Below are 23,780 nucleotides of genomic sequence, written 5' to 3'. Positions count from 1 at the left end.
GCGCAGGCCTCAGGCTTTGTCTGTCAGGTTTTTGCCGATCATCCGCACCAGCACGATGGCCGCGATGTTGGCGATCACCACCGCAATCAAACCGCCGGCGGACGCCATGCCGACGTCGAACTGCACCAGCGCCTGGTTGTAGATCAGGTAGGCGAGGTTGGTCGAGGCATAGCCGGGGCCTCCGTTGGTGGTGGTGAAGATTTCGGCGAACACCGAGAGCAGGAAGATGGTTTCGATCATCACCACCACGGCGATGGGACGCGCCAGGTGTGGCAGGGTCAGGTGCCAGAAGATCGCGATGGGCCCGGCGCCATCGAGGCGCGCGGCTTCTTTCTGTTCCTGGTCGAGAGACTGCATGGCGGTCATCAGAATCAGGATCGCGAAGGGCAGCCATTGCCACGAGACAATGATGATGATCGACAGCAGCGGGTAATGCGCCAGCCAGTCCACCGGTTGTGCACCGAAGAGTTTCCAGACATAGGCGAGAATCCCCGACACCGGGTGGAAAATCAGGTTTTTCCAGATCAGCGCACCGACGGTGGGCATGATGAAGAACGGCGAGATCAACATCACCCGCACGATGCCGCGACCGAGAAACTCACTGGCCTCCAGCAACGCGCTGATCAATACCCCGAACACCACGCTGATCAACAGCACGCTACCTACCAGCAACAAGGTGTTGGTGGCACCGGGCATGAAACCGGAGTCCGTCAGGAAGTAGGTGAAGTTCTCCAGTCCCACGAACTCGTTTTCACCAGGATTGAGCAGGTTGTAGCGGATCATCGAAAAATACAGCGTCATGCCGAGCGGCACGATCATCCACAGCAGCAACAACGCCACCGAGGGGCTGACCAGAAACCAGCCGGGATTGGCCAACCGGCTTTTACGCACCGGCTGGGGAAAGTCCATGTGAGCTTTGGCAGTTGAAGTATTCATGGCGTTAAAACCGATTGGGAACAGACGATGAAGATCAACTGTGGGAGCGAGCCTGCTCGCGATAGCGATTTATCAGCCAACACTGATGTTGAATGTCATGGCCTCATCGCGAGCAGGCTCGCTCCCACATTGAAATGGTGGGGTTACTTGGGATAACCCGCGCGCTTCATCTCACGTTCGGTGGTTTGCTGGGCGGCGGTCAGGGCCTGATCGACCGTGGTCTGGCCGATCAGCGCGGCCGAGAACGACTTGCCAACCTGGGTGCCAATGCCCTGGAACTCAGGAATGGTCACCAGTTGAATGCCGATGTACGGCACGGGCTTTAGCGTCGGTTTGCTCGGGTCCGCCGCTTTCAGCGATTCCAGGGTTACCTTGGCGAACGGTGCGGCGCTCATGTAGGCGTCGCTGTAGGTCGAGGCCCGAGTGCCTGGTGGCACGTTGGCGATGCCGTCCTTTGCTGCAACCAGTGCGCCGTATTCCTTGGAAGTCGCCCAGGCGCTGAAGGTTTTTGCCGCGTCCTTGGCCTTGGAGCTGGTCGGAATTGCCAGCGCCCAGGAATAGAGCCAGGCCGAGCCTTTATCGGTGGTCTGGTGCGGCGCGTAGGTGAATCCCACGTGTTCGCTGACTTTGCTCTGGGTCTTGTCGGTGACGAACGAGCCGGCCACGCTGGCATCGACCCAGATCGCGCACTTGCCACTGTTGAACAGCGCCAGGTTTTCGTTGAAGCCGTTGCTCGACGCGCCCGGCGGGCCGGAATTCTTCATGGTGTCGACGTAGAAGTTCAGCGCGTTTTTCCACTCGGGGCCGGTGAATTCAGGCTGCCATTTCTCATCGAACCAGCGTGCGCCATAGGCGTTGGCGATAGTGGTGATCAGCGCCATGTTCTCGCCCCAGCCGGCCTTGCCGCGCAGGCAGATGCCGTACTGCTCTTTGTCTTTATGGGTGAGTTTGCCGGCGAATTCGCCGATCTGTTCCCAGGTCGGGCGCTCGGGCATGGTCAGCCCGGCTTCCTTGAACAGGTCGGTGCGGTAATAAGTGATGGAGCTTTCGGCGTAGAACGGCAGGGCATACAGCGAACCCTTGACCGACAAACCTTCACGTACCGACGGGAAAACGTCGTCGAGATCGTAAGTGGCGGGCAAATCCTTCATCGGTTCCAGCCAACCCTTGGCGCCCCAGAGTGCCGCTTCGTACATGCCGATGGTCAGCACATCGAACTGCCCGCCCTGAGTGGCGATGTCGGTAGTCAGGCGTTGGCGCAGGACGTTTTCTTCGAGCACCACCCAATTGAGCTTGATGTCCGGGTGCTCGGCTTCGAAGGTCTTCGAGAGCTTTTGCATGCGGATCATGTCGCTGTTGTTGACGGTGGCGATGGTCAGGGTTTGCGCGCCGAGGCTGACGCTGCTGAGGGTCATGCAGGTGAGGGCTAGCAGAGCTTTTACCGAAGGTTGCATCGTGCACTCCTTTTCTGCACCCGGTGGGGACAGAAGGACAGTTATTGTTTTTGTGTCTTCCGAGGCAGGAAGAATGTGCGCTGATTACAGCCTTCAATTGAGGATGAGACAAATCATTCATCGCACTTGAATCGATACTATTTTGCACTGGCGTTTGCAGAAGCAAACGAAGGGAAGGGCTTTTCAGCGGTCTGGCGCTATCGAATACGTACAGGTTCTGGCTTCCACGCCGCACCCACAGGGTTGCATGTGCTAGCCCAGATTCTGCTCGGTCAACCGCTGCACCGCCAACCGCCGATAGTGCGAGGGCGTCATGCCTTTCAATTGCTGAAAGCGTCGGTTGAAATTGGAAATGTTGTTGAAGCCCGACTCGAAACACACATCGGTCACCGGTTTATCGCCATCGGCCAGCAGCTCGCAGGACTTGCTGATGCGCAGGCGGTTGACGAACTCGATGAAGCAGCGCCCGGTGGCCTGTTTGAACACGCGGCTGAAGTACGTCGGCTTCATGCCCAGGTGCTCGGCGACTTCCTCCAGCGGCAGTTCACGGGCGTAGTGGGCAAAGATGTAATCCACCGCCCGGTTAGTGCGATCGATGTTGTGTTCGTCCGCCAGTTGCGGGGTTGTCGCACCGGACAGCAGTTGGTAATCGTCGGAAGCGGCGAGCAACTCCAGCAAAATGAAAAAGTGCCCGAGCCGGGTGACGCCCTGGGTGTCGGCAATGCGCTGCATCAAGGTCATGGCCTGGCGGATGGTGCGTTTGCAGCGAAACTCGATGCCGTATTGGGCACGCTCCAGCAAGGGCGCAAGCGACTTGAGCTCGGTAAACACCTGATGGCCACTCTCGAACAACTCGTCGGTGAAATTGACCAGCATGTCGCGCTTGGGCACCACTTCGTCCTCGGCCACCTGGCTGATCCAGTTGTGGGGCAGGTTGGGGCCAGTGAGAAAGAGTGTTTCCGGGTAGAAATTGCCAATGTAGTCGCCAATGAACACCTTGCCGGAACTGGCGACGATCAGGTGCAGTTCGTATTCCTTGTGAAAATGCCAGCGCACCAAGGGGCAGGGGAAGCCGTGCTGGCGATAGATGATCGACAATCCGTTGTGGTCGTCCATCAGTTCGTAGGAAGGATCGGTGACTCTGGCAGTCCGGGTCATATCAGGGCGCTTTTTTTGTTATTGCGCCCTGATCATGCCTCTTTAGGGGCCGACATTACCAGCTTGCGGCATGTTGACCCGTGTCATGCCCCCACGGGCTCATGCAAGGCGCTGCCATAAACCGCCTTCATGCTGGTGGCGCTCCAGCAATAACGCACGATATCTGACTCGTCGAAAAAGTCGGTGCTGATGAGGCTGCAACGCGTCACCCAGTCCCGGGTCGGGTTGAACCAGTCATTGATGTGGTTCTTGATGTCCTGAGGCCCGCCCAGAAAACCGTAACTGGTGGCCGACAACGACCAAAGAAAGGTCTCGAAAGGCGCGTCATGCAGGGTGCTGGAAATGTGGCGTTGCAGTTCCGTTGTGTCAGTGAAGCGATCGCCGCTCCATTTGTGCGGAATGCGCGGCCAGAAGTAATCATCGTCCAGCCCCGTCACTACGTGCGCTGCCAGTACCAGTCTGCGGCGGGTACTGATGCGTTTGAGTTCTCCCACCGTTTTCCTGGCGTCGGAGGGCGGTATGACTCGCTGACGGAGCCGATTCACCAACAGATCATTCAGTTTCCTATGGTCAAAGCGCTTTGTGCCGTCGCCCATTTGGTGAAAGTCGAAGACGATGAACTCATCCGGATTTTGATCAAGGAACGTCAATGTCGCGTCGATCAGCTCATCGAGAACGCGATGGGACTGATAGCCATTGTGATGAAAGTAGAAGATCGATTGATCGTGCCCTTCGGTGTAACCGAGACGGATATCAAATGCCCGTGCCCCGTTGGCCAGCTGCCATGCAAATGAATCGTTTTGACACGTGGTCCAGTTGCCAATCAGAACATCATAGTTGGGGGCTTTTTTGTCCATGCCGCTGTTATGAGTACAGGGCCAGATTAAGTCGGTCAACTTCAGACGGTCAATGTCGAGAACGTTGCTCATCCATTTCTTTTTGTCGAGAATGCCTTGTAAAACTTGGGTCATTGTCTTTCCTGATAGTAACTTCAGCCCGTCCGTGGGATGAAGTGGATATATGTAATTTCAAGCATAGAAGTGCGGTCCGACATTGCCAGTGACGGAAACATTTGCACAAGTTAATGGCTGTAGGCGTTTGCCTTGATCAGGTTGGCCGTCCGGCAATGGCCTACCAGATTCGACGTTTCAAAAAAATCCGCATTGATAATACTGCTCTTCAGAACCCAATCCCTCGCCGCAGGGTCGAACCATTGATCAAGCTGCTCGCGGATGTTCACCGGACCGCCCGCTGCATGGTAACTGGTCGCGGAGAGTGACCACGGCAGATTGCCGGATGGCGGGTATTTCATCACCCGAGTGATATGCGCGTTGAGCTCACTGATGCTGGTCGTCCCGATCCCGCTCCATTCGTGCTGGATGGACCGACTGAACAAGGTTGCATCGAATGCCGGGTGATATTCGGCCGCAACCAGCACACGCTGGGCGTGACTGGCCCGTTTCAATTGACCGAGGGTCAGGCTCGCATTTCTGTAAGGAATTATCCGATCACCCAGATGTGTCATCAGCAGGCGGTTGAACTCCTGATAGCCAAGGCGCTGGTCGCCTGTATTCAGCTGATGAAAATCGAGAACGATGAATTCTTCGGGATTTTCCTGCAGAAACCGGATCACGCTCGTGATCAGGTTTTCCAGAGAGCGGGAAGAGCGAAAACCGTTGTGCTGAAACCAGAATGTTCCGACACCATTGCTGCCGATTTCATACTCAAGCCGCAAGTCGAGCGCACGTGCGCCGTGGGTCAATTGATAATAAAACGAATGGGTCTGACAAGCGGCCCAGTGACTGATGCCCGGCGCCGCATAGGAAGCCTTTTTATCCACGCCGGCATTATGGGCGCCGGGCAAAACCAGTTCCGCAAGCGAAAGTGCATCAATAACGGGAAGTTGGGTCATCCAGTTGTGGGCTGTGAAATATTGAGTGTCATAGGGAAAGGCGGGCAGAAGTCGATTCATATCGTTATTCATAGTGCGTCCTTGCACAGTGGGTTAATCGTCAGATGAGACGATTCTAACGATCAAGTGTCTTCTTTAGTTCGATTTTTCGCTTCAATCCATTGCGCCATGTATTGAGTGCTTTTGTGTTGATGGTGACGCAACATGCTGCCGGTAAAGTTGTCCCGTCTAAGTTGCGCCAAATGCTGTTGGCAATACTCGAGTCGTGCAATCAACGCCGGACCGTGAGTGTGTACCTGGTAACGGTCGGCGAGCAGTTCCAGGCCAACAGTCTGGGCGTTCGACCATTGCGCCTGGTCTTTATAGAGTTGCACCGCACAATCCGCGAACTCGCGCGCCGTACGGGTCACCGCGCCCGGCCAAGGGCCGTTGCCATGCATGGCTTCGGCGCCGATCGGTGTGGTGACATTTGGCGTACCGCAGATCATTGCATCGACGATCTTGCCTTTGATACCCGCACCGAAACGCAAAGGTGCCAGGCATACCCGCGCCGCCGACATCACTTGCAACGCATCTTCCGCCCAGTTCATGACATGGAAACCCTGGGCCGCATTATGCAGGGCCGTCGCTTTGGGCGGCGTATAGGCCCCGTAGATGTGCAATTGCGCAGTGGGCAACTGCTCGCGAATCAGCGGCCAGATCGTGGTTTTCAGCCAGAGCACCGCATCCCAGTTGGGCGCATGGCGAAAGTTGCCGATATGGATAAAGTGCCCGCGATCTTCGAACGGTGCGGGCGGGCTGTCGGGTACATCGACCATCAGCGGGCACCAGTGCAACAGGTTGCGTGGCACGTTGAACTGCTCGACCAACAGCTCGATTTCCACTTCGGAAATCATCAGGTTCAGGTCGCAGCGATACAGCGCCGCAATCTCCCGTTTGGCCAGGTCGGTATCGGCCATCAGCTCGAATTCTTCACGCAAGGCCGGCGCGAACAGTTCACTGAAGTCAGTGTCATTGTCACTGGCTTTCAACCGGTCCTTGAGTCGTTGATGCCGCGCATGGCGCAGGCTCTGCAAATCCTGCGTGCCGAGCACACGCAAGGCATCAGGGCAGTGCTTCTCGACACGCCAGCCGAACTGTTCTTCCATCATGAATTGTTCGAACAGCACGATATTCGGTGCCAGTTCGCGGACAAATGTGTCGAAACTGCTGTTGTTCAGTTCGATAGGCACTTCACGAATGCCCAGCGCCGTCAGATCCTCCTGATGCTCGCCAGAACCGGCCGGGCTGCTGAATGTCACGTCCCAGCCTTGTTGCAGGAAAACTCCGAGCAGTTGCATCACATACCCGCCGGCGGCTGAAGAGCGAGGCTCGGGCCAGACGTAGCCGATAACCAGGACTTTGGTGGCGCGGGGGGGAGTCATGAGGGGTGTTCCTTGAGGCAGGTAGAGAGCAAGGTGTACGAGGGGCAGTAATTAAACCATAGGCCATGTGGTTTCGGTGTTTGAAGCGTACTGAATGGGTGGACGCTCCCGAGCAGGAGCGTCGTGCTGGACAATATTGGCAGGACGTTAATTAGCCGTCTTTACGATTACGCGGTTTTCAGCCCGTTGATGGCAGCAGTCCATAGTGGACCCGTTGGGTCCGCCCATCCTGTGTTGGGGGGCGTCACACTGTTGTCGGTAGTGATGATCATCTTACCTTCGTTTGCCCAGGTCGCCATTTGGGCTTTGAGTTGCGTTGTGTAATCACGTGCACGACAACTGATTCCTGCCCATGAATCGGTGATATACGCGTTGTCGAACTCAGGCTCGGTAAAGTGGCGCGTTACAGGAGTAGGCCCCGACGGTCCGCCTACCATTGTGAAGGCATGGCCGTTCATGTGCCAAACTCTGGCGGCCCCGCCATTCCTCTGAATGATCTCCATGGACACTTTGGCCATATGGTCACAGTTTCCGGCACCGGTTTTGAGTAACACCTCAACAGTATCGGGTTTACCCCACCTGGAGTACTCCCATAAAACGACCGGCTGGGTGAGCTCCACCCGCTGTACATCAATGGGATCGCCGGAGTTGCGCTGATTAAACGGTCCAAGCCCGGTCGCCTCAACTTGTTTGAGCACCTGCTCTTTTGCGTAATCCGCGTATAAACGGTTTTTACTGGCTTGCGCTAACATGTTAAAGGCAGGAGGCTTGGGCATCGTTTCGATTTTTATCGCTGGAATGACAATCTCGACATTGAAGTTTCCGATATTATTTTTCAAGGCCGTCACGACAAGGTCGCGCTTTTGTTCATCTGTTAATCGTAACATTTTTCTTTTGAAATCTGCCAGATCTGCAGGGCTTAGTCTGTTGGTTGCCTCCAGGTCGCGATACAATGAATCTATAGTTGGCAATAGGATGAAATCGTTTTTAGGCAGGAGTTGGCCATTAGGCAGGAGCTTGGCTGCGGCCTCAATAAAAGGGTCCTTGAGTTGGTGATAGTCCGTAATAAGGGCCTTTCCAAGGCCCGTATCTGAGTGGCTGATACGTGTAAATACGACGTTGTTGGTTATCCTTCCGTCATATTTGCAAAAGTAAAATAGCCCAGTGTCTACTTCTGCCACTAAGTAGGTGTTCTGGCCGCGTACAAAAAACGCTCTTACTTCACGAGCATCAGAAAGTCCATGAATAATATCGTTAATTTTGACGACGCGGGTCGCAGCGTTAACGTCGTTATCGATATATGTGCCTGCAAATCCGAAGTGGTCATTTTTAATGATGCTGCCTGTAGTGGTCGCTTTGAATTGTAGAGGCACTGTCAATTCTTCTGGTCTGCAGTTCGTGTAATCGTAATTACACTTGTATATACGTCGCTCATGAACTACCCGGGGATCGACGCCTTGTTCTGCCGGTCGCGGATACAGACGCTTATGTTCAAGCGCTTGTGCTCTTTTTCCCGCGACGGAGCGGACGCTGGAAATCATTTTTGAGAAACAGTTACTTGTTGCTCGCTTGGATCTACCCCCACTGCAAATCGCCTCGAATCCCTCAAGGTCCTTGAAATAAGCCGGTGATGCTATGTCGTTCAGGGCTTCGGGATGTTTCGGGTCAAACCGATAAACCTTATCGCCCACCACAACATCAACCCCCGTTGTACGCTGTATGACGTGCGATTCGGTGTCGAAAAGTCTTGAAGGTGTGAGAGGGTTTGTCCCGTCGCTGAATGTTGTACGTTGCAACGGGATGGAGCTGTCGGGCATGAAGTTTTCCAGCGGTGGACCGTAGGGCCGGCTGCGGGTCGTATCAAACGCGTACCATTTGCCGTCTTTAAATAGCGCCGTGATGGGGGCGGCCTGACTTCCGGATGCTGCGGCTTTGAAGGTTCCGCTGGTAATGTCCGCGCGTTTTGACAGGTCAGCCGAGTTTATGGCCTTTGAAATGCCGAAGAGTTTTCTGCTCTGACCTATTCCTATTCTGGCTGCGCGATAAGCGTCCACACCCAATTGACACACCGAGTTTATTGCGGTTCTTGCGAGTTTCCCTAGACCATCGAACGGATTCGCCGAGGAGACCAGGGTGCTGCTGGCAATCCAGGTGGTCTTCAGGGCTTTAGGAATGAAATTTGCGCCGGACTTTACAACTTTAGCGATTTTTCCAGTGGCGCCAACGCCTGGAATAACGAAGCCTAATACGTCTAGCTCGCAGTCCAGCACTGCGCCTCTAACGTTACCTTGCATTGCATTCTCGATGCATGATTTGAACGGTACCAAGCCTAAAAGGAACTCGTTGATCACGCGGTCCGTTTCAGCAATTTGCTCTGTGTCGGTGATGCCTCTGGCAAGTGAATACAGCTCTTCGCGCCCGGGCATGAAGTGTTCTTCAACCAATGTAGAAGCCATAAAGCGCACGTTAGTGTCAGAAGCATGCATGTTCGCTACGGTAGTCACGTCAAAGCTGCCCGGTTTGAACCACACGCGCTTTTCCTTGGGAATGAGTTCCTCTATTATGACGGCTGAGCTGACCCCACTCTGTGGGGGGGTGCCGTCTTTATAAGCGCTCCAGTCGAAATTTTGCGATGTTGCAACTTGCGCTTTTACAATTCTGGGGTTATTGGTGGCGTGTACGTTCTGTATCTTTCCATCCAGAGGCAAGTTATTAGGAAGGTCTGTTCGTTTACGGATCTGCCCCGCGGAGGGGAAAATTTCGTAGTAACAGATTTTTTGTCCGAGTTTGGCCTGAACCAATATTCCCTTGTGGGCTACCAGGGGTTTTATTATCTCTTCTGTTTGTTGGTTTAAAGGTACCGTCGCTGCGCTCCTCAACGTAAAGTAACGCTGTTTACCATATTGTAGGATCTTCCGGTCTTCCGACGGCAAATTGGAAAATAACTCCATAATTGCCGTTTTTGAGCCAGTGCGAGCATTGGTAAAGTAGTCAGTAAATTGTTTTTCAAATATTGGCCCAACCGGCTTCAGCAGGCTCAGCCTGGATCGGAATTGAGCGAACGGTAAATCGTCACTGGTGGAGTAATACTCAAAGGACGTCAGCTTTCCAGTGATGTAAAGGTCCAGCATTGAATAATAAATTTCTGTTTCGGATCCCGGCCGATCGGCTTTTAAAAGCACTTTTTCTTCGAATGGATAGTCCTTGCCGAAAACCCGAATCAGTTCTGCCCGTGCGATCTCTGTTCTTGAGGGCATGGACGCTGTCAGGTATTCCTGAGCCTTGGCGAGTTGGTCTGTATTTGTCTGAAATTTTTCACGAGCAATTTCAAGTTGCTCTTTTGAATAGATATCAGTCGGGCTTTGCTGGATAACTCCTTGGGATATCGCCCAATCAATAAGCGGATCCACAGACAACATTTGCGCTGCGATTTCCTCACCTACGTTAATCGGCTCGGTTGCGCCATACGCCATGACTTGTGCAAAGGTCATTTCGGGCACAGTGCCGGGGCTGATCTGTTCAATTCTGGCTGCCGCCATCCGCAGCGTTGCCCAGGTGTGGGACCCGCAGACCAGGTTGTCAGGCATGCTCCTGACAAGAAATTCTGGTGCGTTGGCCAATAACAAGTGGTGCGCGGCGACGGGGGCCATTCTCGAGGTGACTTTGCCGCTGGCTGCAAGATGATTTGCAAGGCGGGTGACAACTGTCGACGGCTTTGTGCCCCAGTTGGCTTCCTGAGTCAGGTTGTATCCACCCACATGGTTACGCGGCTCGCCTGGCGTGGCATCCAGTTCAAGTAACAACGCTGTCATCACCCATTCTTTTTCGCTGGAGGGTGTCGTAATTGCCCCAAGTTTCGCCCCCAGCGCACGGCCCCACCTATCGGCGCTCTCGCTGTTCAGTAGCTGGTTCAATACGTGTGCAGGGTCGTTGACTGGCAGGCCTAGCCATAGATGGTCATACAAGCTGCCGACCAAGCCTGGCTTGAGCTGACTGGCCGTTTCGCTGATGAGTTGTCGTTGTGCAGGCGATGGAGGGACAGGGTTGTTCAGCGCGCCGCGGAAGTTACCATTCTCTGGGCCGGCAGGGAGGTTGAAGGTCACCACTTCAATCAGGTTGCGGACCTCCGCCACGGTTGTAGGCAGTTTCCATGGTATGTCGCTGATGAACCGGCGCACGCTGATCGCGCGTCGGGCTTCTGCCGGGTATTCATTGGCGAATGATGAATCTGGATGCACGGACATGGAACAATCGTTGAGGTCAAGGATTGTCCAATCAGTTTTGTCTTTAATAAGGGCAGCCAAGCTCCCCACCAGATAACTATGGGTGTACAGATCACCCAATTGTTGCTTCATGCGTTTAGATGATACTTCCGATCTGGGGTCGTCAGCGTTTACGGGCGAAAACGCCTGGGCGGCATTCAGTTCACTGATGCGCAGTCGTGCGTCAGTGACGGTCGGAGGCTGAGTTTCGCCATGAAAATCTCTGATAAGCGACAAGGGTGCTTGTGAAGATAATGGACTAAACATCCGTTCATTTTTTGGGTTAACGACTTTGATCGCCCTGAGTATTGGCCCGGCAACATCAGCCCATCCGGAGTGGTCAGTCAGCGAACACCCGTAAGCCGTGCCTTTTGCGACACCGGTCAGGGTACCGTCCATGGGGTTTACTCTGACTGTACTAACGTCCAGACCGACCTGAGTGATCCACTCTAAAAAAAACGGGTTTTGGAAAGCCCCGACAACATTCGACCAACACCGACCAAAGCTTGAATGACTCGGCACCGAAACGTGTGGGGCGAGAGTCGGCTCCTCAACAGAACGCAGCAACGCCTCGGTGTAGCGGGGAATCAGCTCCCTGTCGCCCGCGGCCCGCGAAGAGTCCATCCAGGTCACATTGCGTTTTCTGCGCAGCAAACCGATCACTTGCGTTGCAGCGTCAATCGGCGAATCCGCCGGACTGTTATCGACGGCTTCGTACGCATCGATATCCGGGTTTTTTGGTTCTTCCATCTTTTGAAGGTATTCAGTCAGACGCGCGACTTGAGTCGAATCGTTTTCTTCGAGGTCAAGAGTCGGTTCAACGTCATCGCCTTGAAGGTCGGCTGACACGAGCACCGTTTCTGCGTCGCGCTTGACTCTTTTAGAGCCCGACGGGGAATCTGCTTGAACAGGCGCCTCGTGATCATGGGTGGCTATCTGCGCGTCATGAATCAACTCGAAATAGGTTTTCTCGGGCGCCTGCGAGCTTGGCTGTTGTAACAACAGCGCAACCTGATTGATCAGTTGATCGTCATTGAGCAGGTTCTGCTCCGGGGATTCGTACATCAGCTCGAGGATGGCGTCTGACAGGGAGGGCTGCCCGTTGGCGACGGGGGCTTCCAGAATCCTTTCTACTTCATCCTCCAGCAACTCCTGATGCAAGGCTGGACTTTCAATATCGAGGGTGATTTCGCCAGGAGAATGGTCGGGGAACAGCTGACAGTACTGGTTATAAACAGCCGAGGCGGCCATAAAGGCGGCAGTGACGCTTGTCCCCGGATTATCCCTGGCAAGTTGAGTGGCTGCCGCTCCAGCCCCGAGGGCATGAGTGGCAAATTGAGTTGCTGCAGCACCAGCCAATGGCGCATTACTGGTAATGAACTCAGAGACTCTTGAGAGTGCTTCGTAGAGGTATGGGCCGAGTTTTTCCCACAAGGAGGGGACAGACTCAACGGTTCGTCCATAGACGGCTTGTTGTCCCAAACTGGACAGCATCGCGCTCTGTTCTTCGGATAAGGTAATGACCGAATCTGCGGCCGCGGCTGACGGAAACACGAGGGGGTCTTTGATTGTCGCCAAGAGATCGCGAACCGTTTGAGTCAACTGCTCCAGCGTGCCCATCTCTGGCGCTGCGGAGGGCGCCGCCGGGGATGCATCAGGCGTGGGCGATGACGCAGAATCCGTCTCGACAGGGTTGCGGTCGTCTGAGCGGGAGGCGGTTTGGAGGTTCGAGGATGCGAAAAAGTCATTCACCTCAGTTGCGGCTTTTTCTGAGGTGGCAGGCAAGGGGGGGATGGATACAGGCTGAACGTCTGTCGGGATGATATCGCTGGGGGCGGTCGGCATTACCGGATCCGCGACCCGATTGAGCGCATAAGACAAACCTGCTCGAAGGGCTGTGTCTCCCCCAAGTCCATTAACTGCATTTAATGTATACACGAGTGCTTGCGCGAGACTTCCGTCATGGCTCAGCGGTGTGGTGCCTACGTCGTGATGAAAACGAGACTTCGTTTCGACTTCCTGCATGTCCAGGAGTAGCCGGGATTGCCGTGGCGCTACTTCGGAGCCTGGCTCAGACTCAACACCAAAGAGCATGTCACGAGCGGCCAGTAACCCGGAATTTGCGATGTTTACACCGAGTTTTCCGAGCTCGACAGTATTCTCAAGCCAACTCCGCTGAGGCTGGTTGTCGATAATTTCAATCGCCATTAACTGCTTGTGCAGCTTGTGTACTGCGCCCGGAAAGCTTTCCGACCAAACATGGCGCATGCCCGGGGTGGGTTCCTCTATTTCTTTGACAAACTCGGAAACGAATTTAGCCATCAACATTTTGACTTGCTGTGTCGAGGGGCGAGCCTCATTGAACTCCTCGAATGCCTCGCTCAGGACCTTCAACTTCCCCTCATGAAGGGACGAGACCGCTTCTTTCGTGAACGTTCGCAATGCCTTCCAAGTGTCATTGTCGAGCAATTCGCCGTCGGCGATTTTCTGATTTCGCTGCGACCGGGTTAATTCCAGTTGCGTCTGGATAAATCCATGAACACTTTTGCCTTTGGTGTCATGGGGAAAATTGAAGTTTTCTCCGAGCGAACCGGCCCATTTTTCAGGGGGCAGGCAGCAGATGGTTTCTGCGAAGTCTTCTCGAGAGAGCCCGGCCGCCGGGATGATCCAATCCATGACGGCCGGTACGAGCAATGGCACCAGCGATTTACCCGTGTCAGTTTGCAGAATGCCGGATCGGAGTATTTGTATAAATTCTTTCTCAGAGACAGGTTGGTTTCGCAATTGACTCTGGATCGATGACCATTTCCTTTCAAGAGAAGACTGGTCAAATATTGAGCATTGTTTCAAACCCTCTGCGGTGCTGTTGGTGCCTGAGTACACCGGAGGTGGGATCGGAGCGTCCGGATCAATGGGGGGAGTACTCCCTGACCTGACTTGATCAAACGGTACTTCGAATGCTTTTACTGTCGGGCTGGACCGCGTTTTCGCTTCGGAGAATCTGTTGCGGGGCAGGGGAGGTGCTGTTTCAAACGGGGTCGCAGAAGTGGAGCGAGCTGTAGCGGTTGCATTGGCCGTGTGCATGAGGACTCTATCTATACGCGGAATGAGAAAAACCTGGACTGCCCTCGGTAACAGGCAGTCAAGGCATCGGGCCGCGAAAGATAGGCGATCTGTCTATTTGAAAAATGATGAGACTATTTGTGAATCATCGGGTTTTATCCATACGTGTTCTTCGCAATGAACACCGCAACGCATGGCTCAGCTCTTCATTTGCCGAGAATGCCTTTGACCTTGTCCCGCAACTGGTCAATGGAAAACGGCTTCCCGATCACATGCATCCCTTGAGGTACTTCTATGCTTTCGGCATAACCGCTGGCAAACAGGATCGGCAACTCGGGGCGAACCATGCGTGCCTGTGTGGCCAGTTCACGACCATCCATCACCGGCAACCCGACGTCGGTCATCATCAGGTCGATGTGCTGATCTTCATCGTTGAGAAACTCCAGCGCCTGTTCGCACCCGTCAGCCTCGAGCACCTTGAATTCCAGTTCATCGAGGACATCGACTATCAGCATGCGCACGATGGCGTCGTCTTCGACGACCAGGATTATGGATTTATCGGCGGACATAAGGGGGCTCTCAACAGTTGAATTCGCGGTGGCCGGTCGATCAAAAACACCGGGCTCTAGCATGAGTAAGTGAAGGAACCCGACAAGTTCCCGGCCACGCCATAAAAAGAATAGCCGCATACGGGCCGGCAAGGATAACCGCTCCCATGTGCTGGAGCAGCTGAATGTAGGATTTTGCGCGAAAACACGTCAGAAAAATGGATCAAACCGGCGGATTTGGGGCAAACTCCTTGGTTTTCAACAGTTCGACAAGGCCTCCCCATGACCACCGCGTCCTCGGTTGACGAGCAACGATTCCGTAAACTCCTGAGCCGCAACGTCAGCCTGCCATTGGGCGTCGGCGTACTCAGTGCGGTGTTCTTTGTTTCGCTGATCACTTATTTGCTGTCGGTGATCCAATGGGTCGAGCACACCGACCGGGTGATCAATAACGCCAATGAAGCGGTGAAGCTGACCGTTGATCTTGAAACCGGCATGCGTGGCTTCCTCCTCACGGGCGACGAGAAGTTCCTCGAACCCTACGAAACCGCCCGGCCGAGAGTCGCGGTGGCGGTCAAGACCTTGCTTGAACTCACTGCGGACAACTCGGTACAAACGGATCGGCTGCAAAGGCTCCAGGCCTTGCAGAATGAGTGGGCTACGTATGCGCAAAACATGATCGACCTGCAGCGCGCCGGCGGTGATTACCGCAGCGCCGTTCAGGCCGGGCGCGGCAAACGCCTGACCGACGAGATCCGCAAGCAATTCGAAGATGTGATCGACATGGAGCAGCAGTTGCGCACCGCGCGCAACGAAGAAGTGCGCCGCACCACGATCTGGAGCATTAGCCTATACCTGGTGTTCATCCTCGGTATCAGCGCGTTGCTGGCTTATATCGGCCGACGGGATTTGCTCAACCTGTCGCAAAGTTATAGCGCCACGCTGGCCGCGCAACAAGCCAGTGCTCAGCGCCTGGAACAGCAGGCATGGCTGCGTAACGGTCAGACCGAGCTGGCCGAGCAGGTGCTGGGGCAATTGTCCCTGAATATGCTGGGTCGCAATATTCTGCAGTTTTGTGCGCAATACCTGGGCACGGCCGTCGCGGCTATTTATGTGCGTGAAGAACACGGCGGCCTCAAGCGGGTGGCTTCCTACGGCTTTTCCCGGGAGCAGGAAGAACGCAATCAGCAGATTTACAGCGATGAAGGGATTGTTGGCCAGGTGGCGCAACAGGCGCGCCTGATCCGGCTTGACCACGTTCCGAGCGACTATTTCAAAGTCACCTCCGGTCTCGGTGAAGGCCTGCCGCACAGTGTGCTGGTCGTGCCTACCAGCGATGACGATCGGGTCAACGGTGTCATTGAACTGGGCTTTTTGCGTCCGTTGAACGACCGCGACGTCGAACTCCTCGAGCTGATCGCCGGCAATATCGGCACTTCGATCGAGGCAGCACGCTATCGCCAGCGCCTGCAGGAGGTGCTGGCCGAAACCCAGCAGCTCAATGAAGAGCTGCAAGTCCAGCAGGAAGAGCTCAAGACGGCCAACGAAGAGCTGGAAGAGCAATCACGGATTCTCAAGGAATCCCAGGCGCATCTGGAAACCCAGCAGGTCGAGCTGGAACAGACCAACGAACAGCTCGCCGACCAGGCGCAGATCCTCGCCGAGCAGCGCGATGCCATGGACCTGAAAAACACCGAGCTCAATCAGGCCCAGACTCAGCTTGAAGAACGCGCCGAAGAGTTGCAGCGCTCGAGCAAATACAAATCCGAGTTCCTTGCCAACATGTCCCACGAACTGCGCACACCGCTGAACAGTTCGTTGATCCTGGCCAAGCTGCTGGCGGAAAACCCTCAGGAAAACCTCACCGCCGAGCAGGTCAAGTTCGCCGAGTCGATCTATTCGGCCGGTAACGATCTGCTGAACCTGATCAACGACATCCTCGACATTTCCAAGGTCGAGGCCGGCAAGCTTGAGGTGCGTCCGGAGAACACCAGCGTCGCCCGTCTGGTCGACGGTTTGCGCGGAATGTTCCAGCCGATGGCCACGGACAAGAAGCTGGATTTCCAGGTTGATCTGCAACCCGGCGCGCCGACGATGATCTTCACTGACCGTCAGCGTCTGGAGCAGGTGATCAAGAATTTGCTGTCCAACGCGGTGAAGTTCACCGAGCAAGGTTCGGTCAGCCTGACAGTGGCCAGTCAGCCAAACGAAGGCGTGGCGTTTATCGTCCGCGACTCGGGGATTGGCATTGCCGCGGATCAGCAGGAAAGTATCTTCGAAGCGTTCCGCCAGGCCGATGGCACCACCAATCGTCGTTATGGCGGCACGGGGCTGGGCCTGTCGATTTCTCGTGACCTGGCGGCCTTGCTTGGCGGTTCCATCAGCGTCACCAGCGAACCGGGGCAGGGCAGTGTGTTTACCCTGGTCTTGCCGCAGCAGTATGTTGAACCGGGCGACACGCCGATCGAGCCGATGAAGGCTTCACCGGTGGTCATGACGCCGAAAATCGCACCCGCTGCGCTGGCGCCGCTGATTGCCGAAGTCGACATCCCGCGCTTCAACGATGACCGCACGAATGCGCCGTTCACGACGCGCTGCATTCTGGTGGTCGAGGACGAGCCGAACTTCGCGCGCATTCTCTACGACCTGGCGCACGAACTGGGTTACCAGTGCCTGGTGGCCCATGGCGCCGACGAAGGCTACGACTTGGCCAGGGAATACATTCCCGACGCGATCCTGCTGGACATGCGCCTGCCGGATCACTCAGGTTTGACCGTGCTGCAACGTCTCAAGGAACACGCGGATACCCGACACATCCCGGTGCACGTGATCTCGGTCGAAGATCGCGTCGAAGCCGCCATGCACATGGGCGCGATCGGTTACGCGGTCAAGCCGACCACCCGCGAGGAGCTCAAGGACGTGTTCGCCCGCCTCGAAGCCAAGCTGACCCAGAAGGTCAAGCGCGTGCTGCTGGTGGAAGACGACGATTTGCAGCGCGACAGCATTGCCCGGTTGATCGGCGACGAGGACATCGAAATCACCGCCGTCGGCCTGGCGCAGGATGCGCTGGACCTGCTGCGCACGACGATTTTCGACTGCATGATCATCGACCTGAAACTGCCGGACATGCTCGGCAACGATCTGCTCAAGCGCATGTCGACCGAGGATATCTGTTCGTTCCCGCCGGTGATCGTCTACACCGGGCGCAACCTGACCCGCGACGAAGAGGCCGAGCTGCGCAAGTATTCGCGCTCGATCATCATCAAGGGTGCGCGCTCGCCTGAGCGTTTGCTGGATGAAGTCACACTCTTTCTGCACAAAGTCGAATCCCGGTTGTCCCATGAACGGCAGACGATGCTCAAGACCGCGCGCAGTCGTGACAAGGTCTTCGAGGGTCGCAAAGTGCTGCTGGTGGACGACGATGTTCGCAACATCTTCGCCCTCACCAGCGCGCTGGAGCATAAGGGTGCAATCGTGGTCATTGGCCGGAATGGCCGGGAAGCGATTGAGAAATTGAATGAAGTAGAGGACATCGATCTGGTGTTGATGGACGTGATGATGCCGGAGATGGACGGTTTTGAGGCGACGACCTTGATTCGTCAGGACCCACGCTGGCGCAAGCTGCCGATCATTGCGGTGACGGCCAAGGCCATGAAGGACGATCAGGAGCGCTGCCTGCAGGCCGGTTCCAACGATTACCTGGCCAAGCCTATCGACCTGGATCGCCTGTTCTCGCTGATTCGCGTGTGGCTACCGAAGATGGAACGCATTTAGTGGAACGCATTAGTTCAGTGGAGCGAAACAGCGAAATCGAATTGCGGTTGTTGATCGAGGCGATCTACCTCAAATACAGCTATGACTTTCGCGATTATTCTGGCGCGTCGATCAAGCGTCGCGTCCACCACGCGTTGAGCCAGTTCGAGTGCGCCACCATTTCGGCGCTGCAAGAGAAAGTGCTGCACGATCCAATGGCATTCATGCAGCTGCTGCAATTGCTGACGATCCCGGTCAGCGAGATGTTCCGCGATCCTTCGCACTTCCTCGCCATTCGCAGGGAAGTGGTGCCGCTGCTCAAGACTTATCCCTCGATCAAGATCTGGATCGCCGGTTGCAGCACCGGTGAAGAGGTCTATTCGATGGCGATCCTGCTGCGCGAAGAAGGTTTGCTCGATCGCACCATTATCTACGCCACCGACATCAATCCGCGTTCGCTGGACAAGGCCAAGCAGGGGATTTTCTCCATGGAGAATGTCCGCGCCTACACTCACAACTACCAGCAGGCAGGTGGCCAGCGTTCGTTCGCCGACTACTACACGGCGGCGTACGGCTACGCGATTTTCGACAAGAGCCTGTGTGAGAACGTGACCTTCGCTGACCACAGCCTGGCGACCGACAGTGTCTTTTCAGAAACTCAGTTAATTTCGTGTCGTAACGTATTGATTTACTTTAATAAAAAGCTTCAGGATAGGGCGTTCGGGTTGTTCCACGAATCCCTTTGTCATCGTGGTTTTCTGGTGCTGGGCAGCAAGGAAACCCCGGAATTTTCGGCCTTCGGCAACCAGTTCGAGCCTTTGGTCAAACAAGAACGGATCTACCGTAAATCATGAACAACGCAGCGCAGTTGTCTTCTGTGGAGGCTATCGTGATCGGTGCATCAGCCGGCGGCGTCGAGGCGTTGCTGAGTATCCTCAGCCCGCTGCGTGAAGGCTTCGTGCTGCCGATCATTGTGGTGCTGCACCTGCCCGACGAGCGTCGCAGTCACCTGGCCGACGTGTTTGCCCGACGCGTGGCCATGCGTGTTCAGGAAGCCCGTGACAAAACGTCGATCGAAGCCGGGACGCTGTATTTCGCCATGCCCGGCTATCACTTGTCGGTGGAGCAGGACCGCACCTTTTCCCTGAGCCTGGAAGACCGCGTGCATTATTCGCGGCCTGCGATCGATTACCTGTTCGAGTCAGCTGCCGATGCCTACGGCCCGGCGCTGGCCGCCGTCCTGTTGACCGGCGCCAACCGCGATGGCGCAAGCGGCATGGCCAGGGTCAAGCGTCGTGGCGGCCTGACCATCGTGCAGGACCCGGATGAAGCCCAAGTCGCGACCATGCCCTTGGCGGCGCTGGATACCCATCAGCCAGACCATGTTCTCCCCTTACGCGGCATTGGCCGTCTGCTTGTCGAGCTGGAACGAATAGCATGCTAAGTAACATCCAAGCCAAACTGCTGATCGTCGACGATCTGCCGGAGAACCTTTTGGCGCTCGAAGCGCTGATCAAGCGTGAAGACCGCATGGTCTACAAGGCCTTGTCCGCCGACGAAGCCTTGTCGCTGCTGCTGCAGCACGAATTCGCGATGGCTATTCTTGACGTGCAGATGCCTGGCATGAACGGCTTCGAACTCGCCGAATTGATGCGCGGCACGGAAAAAACCAAGAACATTCCGATTGTGTTCGTCAGTGCCGCCGGCCGTGAACTGAACTATGCGTTCAAAGGTTATGAAAGCGGCGCCGTCGACTTCCTGCACAAGCCGCTGGATATCCACGCGGTCAAGAGCAAGGTCAACGTGTTCGTCGACCTGTATCGCCAGAGCAAGGCCATGAAGCAACAGGTCGAAGCGCTGGAGCAGAGCCGCCGCGAACAACAAGCGCTGCTTGAACAGTTGCAGAGTACCCAGCAGGAACTGCAGCAGGCCGTCCGCATGCGCGATGATTTCATGTCGATCGTCGCCCACGAAGTGCGCACGCCGCTCAACGGTCTGATCCTCGAAACCCAGTTGCGCAAGATGCACCTGGCCCGGGACAACGCCGCGGCGTTCACCCTGGACAAGATGCACGCGATGGTCGACCGCGACGAACGGCAAATCAAAAGCCTGATCCGCCTGATCGAGGACATGCTGGATGTGTCGCGCATTCGCACCGGCAAGCTGTCGATCCGCCCGACACGCTTCGACCTGTCGGCATTGGTGCGCAACTTGCTGCAAAATTTCGCCCCGCAGATCGATGCCGCCGAATCCTCGGTCACGCTGGACGCCGAGCAACCGGTGCAGGGCAACTGGGATGAATTTCGCATTGAACAGGTGATTTCCAACCTGCTGACCAATGCGTTGCGTTACGGCGCCAAGAGCCCGATCAGCGTGAAGGTGTACAGTGAGAGCGATCAGGCGCTGGTGGAAGTGCGCGATCAGGGGATCGGCATCGATCAGGAAAACCAGAAGCGTATTTTCCAGCAGTTCGAGCGCGTGACGGCCAGGCATGCCGTGGCCGGGCTGGGCCTGGGGTTGTTTATTTCAGAACAGATTGTGACCGCCCATGGCGGTTCCATCACCGTCGAGAGCCGGATTGGCGAAGGCGCCTTGTTTCGCGTTTGTCTGCCGCTGTAGGAAAACAGCCGGATAAACGCAACCTCTGATCGACCCCGGGGTCGTATCAGCAGCTATTGACCGAACAAAGGCTTCCCATGAGTGAAGATGCACAAGACGTCGTACTGATCGTCGAAGATGACCCCTCGATTCTGATGGTGCTGTCGGCCTATCTGTCGGGTGAGGGCTACCGGGTGTTGCAGGCGGAAAACGGCGAGCAGGCCTTCGAGATCCTGGCGAGCAAGCCGCACCTGGACATGATGATCACCGACTTTCGCCTGCCGGGCGGGATCTCTGGCGTACAGATCGCCGAACCCGCCGTGAAGCTGCGACCGGAACTCAAGGTGATTTTCATCAGCGGCTACCCGCAGGAAATCCGCGAGACCGACAGCCCGATCACACGCAAGGCGCCGATTCTGGCGAAGCCGTTTGATCTGGATGTGTTGCAGGAGATGATGCAGGAGATGCTGTCGTAGTCGTCTGTTGTATGCGTACCTGTAATTTCTGACAGTTGACGATAGCCCTGCAGAGGCGAATAAATGTTTCGGCAAACTATGGCGTGTGTCTGCATGCCAACGCCGGGACGAGCCGTCATGCACCGACAAACGCCGATAGTCACAGTCACTGACCCTCTTCGCGTTGTTGTACGCGATATTGCCTATCATCGACGGTCTGACAAAGACGCCCCTCAGGCACGCATTACCCACCAGATCCACGACACCCTCAACCGGGTTAGCTTCAGCCGCGATCCGCGGCTATTTGCGCTCTTTGAAAGCGGTGCATCCCAATCAGCCAACCAAACCACTGTCTCCAGTCTGACTGGAAGGACATTGCTCTCCATCAACACGGATGCGGGCTGGCGGCTAACCCTGTCAGGTGCTGCCGGTCAAAGACTGGAAGACTGGGACCAGAAACTCAACCATCTGCGTACTGCCTACGATTCATTAATGCGCCCCGAGAGCGGTTTCGTATTGTCGGCGGGTGAAGAGCGGCGCACGGCGTGTTTTGCCTATGCTGACGCTTCTCTCGAATCCGCCCGACACAATCGCTGCGGCCAATTGATCCGCCACGACGACAGTGCTGGAACACGGCGCTTCTGTGAATACAGCCTCCTTGGCGCCCATCGTGAACAGTCCAGAAGTTTTCTTGAACACCTAGGGATGCCCGATTGGCCGGAAGACGAAGCAGAGCGCGACAAATTGCTTGAGCCTCAAAGAGCAACCACCCGAATGAACTACAACAGCGTCGGCGAACTGGTACGCCATGTAGACGCCTTGGGCAATGAGCAATTCCAGCGCCAGACAGTGGCCGGAAACCTGTACGAAACACGTATGACGTTGGCCGGTGTCGATGAAGATATCACTCTGGTCGGTGACATCCGCTACAACGCCTTCGGGCAGATAGAGCAGCAAACAGCCGGCAACGGTGTTGTTACCCGCACCACTTTCCATCCTGAGAATGGATGGCTGAAAACGCTGCGTGCGCAAGTTGCGAATGAGCCGCCGTTCCAGAATCTGGCATATGACTACGACCCGGTGGGCAATCCGGTGCGCATCAGTGACGCTGCACAGCCGGTCCGCTATTTCCGTAATCAACGCGTCGCCGCCATCAATACCTACCAGTACGACACGCTTGGCCAGCTCATTGGAGCCAGTGGTCGGCAGCGGGTCCAGGCGCCGGGAGGTCCTCATTTGCCAGCGTTCATCTCGCCGCCGGACTCGAGACAGCTGGAAAATTATCTTCAGACGTTTGATTACGACGCTGGCGGCAATCTGGAAGTGCTGCACCATCATGCAGAGAGTGGCAACCGGACAGAGCGAACGGCCGTTGCAACCTTGAGCAACCGAAGCCTGCCGTGGGGTGAGGGTAGTGAACGACCAGGAGACGATGAGATCGATGCCGCTTATGACGTCAACGGCAATCTCAAGACTCTTCAGCGAGGGCAGACGCTGCAATGGGATACATGTAACTGCTTGCGTCAGGTTGATCGGGTGATTCGGGAAGAAGAACCCGACGATGTGGAAAGCTATATCTACGATGGAGACGGTCAGCGGGTGCGAAAAGTCCGCATAGCCTACACCGGAACATTGAATCGTACCCACGAAACTCGCTACCTGCCCGGCGTGGAGATTCGTACAACTCCCGATGAAACCCTGCATGTCATCAGTGTTCAGGCTGGCCGATGCACCGTTCAAATCCTGCGTTGGGAAGAGCGCCTGGCTCGGGGTATTCCCCCGAATCAGCTGCGCTACTGTCTATCCGATCACCTAGGCTCCAGCTCGCTGGAACTGGACAAAGGTGCTGCACTCATCAGCCAGGAAACGTACTACCCCTACGGCGCCACAGCCTGGTGGGCGGGAAGGGAAAACGTTGAGGCCCGTTACAAGACGATCCGTTATTCCGGGCATGAGCGAGACGCGACAGGGCTGTATTACTACGGTTTTCGGTATTACATGCCTTGGCGGCAGCGCTGGTTGAACGCGGATCCGTGCGGGATAGCGGATGGATTGAATCTGTATCGCATGGTGGGGAACAACCCCGTCCGCTTTGTAGATGCGCAAGGACTGGCGGGTGACGATTTATCGCTGATGGAGCAGGGTGGCCCGGCTGGACAGAGAACATCCACTGTCAAATGGGCAGGAGCTCATATTGCGGATATGGCCCGCGGGGGA

The 23,780-nt window shown here is 55.8% G+C and carries 14 protein-coding genes; 6 read left to right on the top strand and 8 right to left on the bottom strand.

The features are described 5' to 3' along the window. Positions 1 to 9: 9 nt before the first annotated feature. The 8 genes from ACM6IQ_RS14200 to ACM6IQ_RS14165 form a co-directional block, all read right to left on the bottom strand. Complete coding sequence (locus ACM6IQ_RS14200; RefSeq protein ID WP_414879106.1) at positions 10 to 936, bottom strand: carbohydrate ABC transporter permease; 927 nt, start codon at positions 934 to 936, stop codon at positions 10 to 12. A gap of 143 nt (positions 937 to 1,079) precedes the next feature. Next, positions 1,080 to 2,390, bottom strand: a complete 1,311-nt coding sequence (locus ACM6IQ_RS14195) for an ABC transporter substrate-binding protein (RefSeq protein WP_017338728.1) — start codon at positions 2,388 to 2,390, stop codon at positions 1,080 to 1,082. 252 nt (positions 2,391 to 2,642) lie between these two features. Then, a complete protein-coding gene (locus tag ACM6IQ_RS14190; RefSeq protein ID WP_017338729.1) occupies positions 2,643 to 3,548 on the bottom strand; it encodes an AraC family transcriptional regulator in 906 nt (301 codons plus the stop codon). An 83-nt stretch (positions 3,549 to 3,631) separates the two neighbouring features. Beyond that, positions 3,632 to 4,519 (bottom strand): phospholipase, encoded by an 888-nt coding sequence (locus ACM6IQ_RS14185; RefSeq protein WP_414879105.1) that lies wholly within the window; start codon positions 4,517 to 4,519, stop codon positions 3,632 to 3,634. A gap of 110 nt (positions 4,520 to 4,629) precedes the next feature. After that, entirely contained in the window at positions 4,630 to 5,532 is a 903-nt protein-coding gene (locus ACM6IQ_RS14180) for a phospholipase (protein ID WP_017338731.1), read from the bottom strand. 50 nt (positions 5,533 to 5,582) lie between these two features. After that, on the bottom strand, positions 5,583 to 6,884 hold the full coding sequence (locus ACM6IQ_RS14175; RefSeq protein WP_414879104.1) for a glycosyltransferase: 1,302 nt from the start codon (positions 6,882 to 6,884) through the stop codon (positions 5,583 to 5,585). Positions 6,885 to 7,051: 167 nt separating this feature from the next. Next, positions 7,052 to 14,230, bottom strand: a complete 7,179-nt coding sequence (locus ACM6IQ_RS14170) for a hypothetical protein (protein WP_414879103.1) — start codon at positions 14,228 to 14,230, stop codon at positions 7,052 to 7,054. Between the two features lie 185 nt (positions 14,231 to 14,415). Next, positions 14,416 to 14,778 carry a response regulator gene (locus ACM6IQ_RS14165; protein ID WP_017338734.1) on the bottom strand — a complete coding sequence of 121 codons (363 nt, stop codon included), beginning with the start codon at positions 14,776 to 14,778 and terminating at the stop codon, positions 14,416 to 14,418. Positions 14,779 to 15,039: 261 nt separating this feature from the next. On the opposite strand from ACM6IQ_RS14165, the gene ACM6IQ_RS14160 reads away from it, so the two are divergent. From ACM6IQ_RS14160 to ACM6IQ_RS14135, 6 genes are all read left to right on the top strand, one after another. Continuing rightward, entirely contained in the window at positions 15,040 to 18,531 is a 3,492-nt protein-coding gene (locus tag ACM6IQ_RS14160) for a response regulator (RefSeq protein ID WP_414879102.1), read from the top strand. Further along, on the top strand, positions 18,531 to 19,364 hold the full coding sequence (locus ACM6IQ_RS14155) for a CheR family methyltransferase (protein WP_017338736.1): 834 nt from the start codon (positions 18,531 to 18,533) through the stop codon (positions 19,362 to 19,364). The genes ACM6IQ_RS14160 and ACM6IQ_RS14155 overlap by 1 nt, the downstream gene beginning before the upstream one ends. Further along, positions 19,361 to 19,954, top strand: coding sequence for a chemotaxis protein CheB (locus ACM6IQ_RS14150; RefSeq protein WP_017338737.1), 594 nt, complete (start codon positions 19,361 to 19,363; stop codon positions 19,952 to 19,954). Before ACM6IQ_RS14155 ends, ACM6IQ_RS14150 begins: the two co-directional genes overlap by 4 nt. Continuing rightward, positions 19,948 to 21,129 (top strand): ATP-binding protein, encoded by a 1,182-nt coding sequence (locus ACM6IQ_RS14145; protein WP_414879101.1) that lies wholly within the window; start codon positions 19,948 to 19,950, stop codon positions 21,127 to 21,129. Before ACM6IQ_RS14150 ends, ACM6IQ_RS14145 begins: the two co-directional genes overlap by 7 nt. A 77-nt stretch (positions 21,130 to 21,206) precedes the next feature. Further along, a complete protein-coding gene (locus ACM6IQ_RS14140) occupies positions 21,207 to 21,584 on the top strand; it encodes a response regulator (protein WP_017338739.1) in 378 nt (125 codons plus the stop codon). Between the two features lie 117 nt (positions 21,585 to 21,701). Continuing rightward, the coding region (locus ACM6IQ_RS14135; RefSeq protein WP_414879100.1) for an RHS repeat-associated core domain-containing protein at positions 21,702 to 23,780 on the top strand (2,079 nt) is incomplete at its 3' end.

The sequence above is a fragment of the Pseudomonas sp. IT-P100 genome (assembly GCF_949767185.1).
GTDB classification, from domain to species: Bacteria; Pseudomonadota; Gammaproteobacteria; order Pseudomonadales; family Pseudomonadaceae; genus Aquipseudomonas; species Aquipseudomonas fluorescens_B.
Note: the sequence above shows the minus strand (reverse complement) of the source record. Positions and strands in the feature narration are given on the sequence as shown.